At 35.8% G+C, this 3105-nt stretch carries 1 protein-coding gene; it reads right to left on the bottom strand.

Annotation, left to right across the window (positions count from 1 at the left end; genetic code table 11):
- On the bottom strand, window positions 1–3012 hold a 3012-nt coding region (locus tag ACVC2P_RS00115), incomplete at its 3' end, for a choice-of-anchor D domain-containing protein (protein ID WP_452596458.1).
- Window positions 3013–3105 lie beyond the last annotated feature (93 nt).

Here is a 3105-nt window from a genome sequence, read left to right as displayed (position 1 = left end):
ATCTGGTAAAGTTGTATTAGAATCTATTCTGTCTGCTGCAGTATTGCCCACAGAAAAGCTAACAATATTTCCATTTGTAATGAAAAACTTATAACCAGATGTGCCATTGTTTTTTGCAACAATAGTTTTATCTGATGACATCGCATTATCTCCATCTGGTTTTACCCATGCTGAAGCTGTAAAACTACCTGCTAAATCTATTCTGTCGCCAACTAAGGTATAGTTGTCTATTCCGTCGAAGCCTAAGTGTCTTGTTCTTACTTCTTCATGTGCAACACCAAAAGTAAAATATTTAGTGCCATCAAAATCGTAAGTTCCTTCTCTAGTAGCTAAACCATTAAAAGTGCTTGGGTCTAAAAATACAGTTTGTAAACCTGTTGAAAAATTAGCATCGTCTGCTACTAGCATTACATAAGCATCATTTCCTGTTAAAGGCGGAAGCCCTGCCAAATCTGTTTCGAATACAGAAACTTCTACAGTTCCAATATCGTCTCCAGCCGTTTCATTTATTTTCCATTTTCTATTCATTACATCTGTTACTGTAGTAATTGTAGCTGGTCCTAAACTTACAGTAATAGAGGTTGCTGAAGAGTTTGTGTCATTTCCATCATTTCCCCATATTAAAAACTCTCTATCTGTACTAAAGCCATTAATGTTTAAGTTGTTTGTTAATTCTGTATTACTTAGAGATACGGCAACTATAGAACTATGATTAACACTTTTTGATTGTTTTTGGTTTAATTCAGAATTATCATCACGACCAATTCCAGCTATATCATAATTGAATCCAGCATTTGCAGAAACATCCCAGATTATATTTCCATCGGAAGATAAGTAGTTTTGGCTAACTCCATTAACTCCAAGTGTAATTCCATATTTAATTGCTAAATAGGATTCTATTCTGTCTCTATCTACTCCATCGGAATTTCTAGCAGAGAATGTAATTAGTTCTACAATTCTGCCATCTAAACTCCCTTTATAACCTTCACTTCTTCCTAGCCAATAATTAGCGTTATTTACAGTTCCGAATTGTGGGACACCTACTTCTGTATTTACAACATTGTTGCTATTATAAAGTAACTCGTAAGCGCTGTTTGATGTGTTATGGCGCCCATTTATTATTCCAGCGTTATCATAATTTGAAGTGTTGTTAACTTGTGCAACACCATACCCTCTATTGTTAACAGGGGTTGTACCTGAAGGAGTAGTACCATGTGCAAAAGAGAGTACTTCGCCAGCATATCTTATAGAATAGGCTCCAAACCCTATGCCAGTACCATCTGTTGCTTGTGTGCTTGTGTCTGAGTCTGCACAGAAAATATCCATACTTGGTGTAGCAGATGTTGTATTAATATCTGGTATAAGCACTACATAAATATCGTCTGAGTAATATCCAGATGCTCCAGCCATAATGTCTCTTGTAGTATCTGAATAGGTGTAATCTACAGGCGCATTATTGTAATTGTTTTCAAAGTCTACTACAGGATTAAAGTTTACATTGTAATTTGGATTGTCTCTATAGGTTGGTTCTTGTCCAGGATTAGGTGTGGTGGCATCATTAGCATTTGCTTGATCGTACCAAGTTGTTAAGGGTTGCCCATCTGTTGTTCCTGCTCCATCGTTTGCTTTTAACCATAATTCTAAATTTGCAGTTACTCCACCTGGCGCTTCAATGACTGGTACACCACCAAAACCTTCAACTAAAAAAGTAAATGGGTTCTCGTCTGTGTCATTATTTGCTATTGTAATTATAGCTGTTCTAACACCATTTGCATTAGGATCGAAAGTAATATCAAAACTAGTACTACCTCCAGGAAGAATTGGGGTGGTGGGAGATGCAGTTAGGGTAAAATCGGTTGGATTTGTTCCTGTAATAGTTACATAAGGTGCGCCTCCAGTTAAGTCTAAATTTAAAGTACCTAGGTTGTTAATGGTAAATGTATTTGTGATAGAGCCTACTGCTACATTTAAAGCTCCAAAATCGCTATAATCTGCAATACTTGGTGTAGAATCTCCATTAGTAAAAGAGTTGCCATTTCCTGTAACTTCTATTTCGGGTTGCGGTGTACTTATTGTGGTTAATGAGATGTCATCTATAGACATATCGCTTGTGTAATTTGCACCTGTAGTTCCAGAAAACCTAATTTTAATAGTTTGCCCTATATATGCACTTAAATCTATAGTTGCAAGATTCCAAGCAGCACCATTACTAGTTTGTACTTGTCCGGTTTGTGACCATAAATTGGTTGGATATGTAGAGCCTCCATCTGTACTTAAATCTACATTTAAAGTTCCCATACTGTTTCCATACATATGGTAATAAAAAGTAAATAATGCAGAAGACATTGATGTTAAATCAAAACAAGGACTTTCTAGGTATGCATAATTATTATAGTTATAGGATGCTTCTGTATACATATAATATGCGCCATCTGAAGCATTACTTGGGCCAGTAGAAGAGGATACAGTTCCTCCTGTGTTTCTAGTCCAATCAAACCCATCAAAAGCATTTTGGGTCCATAAACCTGTGCCAGATTCAAAACTTTCTGTATATGGAAAAGTGTTTACGAAGGTTGTGCATGAGCAACTTCCAGTAACATTAAAGTATAAAGTATAACCAGCTGCGCTTGCATTAGCTCCAGAGTTTGTTAGCGCAGTAACTCCTCCTGCATTTATAGTAATGTTTGAAGCGCCATTCCAGCCATCTCCATAGGTGTCATACATTGTTACGTAGTAGTTATTACCTGTAGGCATGCAACCTAGGTCTAATGTTGTGGAATAGGCATCATTGTATAGTCCTGAGTATCCATTATCTATAGTTGTTATTAGTGTGCCCGAAGGGTCATATATTTCCACTCTATTTTCTGATGACCAATTAGGCCAAGTTATAGAAAGGTCTACAGAGGCGTTTTGAGAGTTAGAAAATTGAAATGAAAATGCTATTATAATTAATAACATTGTACGTTTTAAATTTACATTATGTAAATCTTTTTTGAGGGTAAAAGTTTTCATAAGCAGGTAGCTTTGATTGGTTTGGGACTAATTTTCTATTAACTAAATATATTTAAACAAAAGATTAAATGCAATTATTTTCGACAAACGGTA

The organism is Pontimicrobium sp. MEBiC01747 (assembly GCF_053601635.1).
The sequence above is the reverse complement of the archived record's forward strand: the minus strand, read 5'-3'. Positions and strand labels throughout refer to the sequence as shown.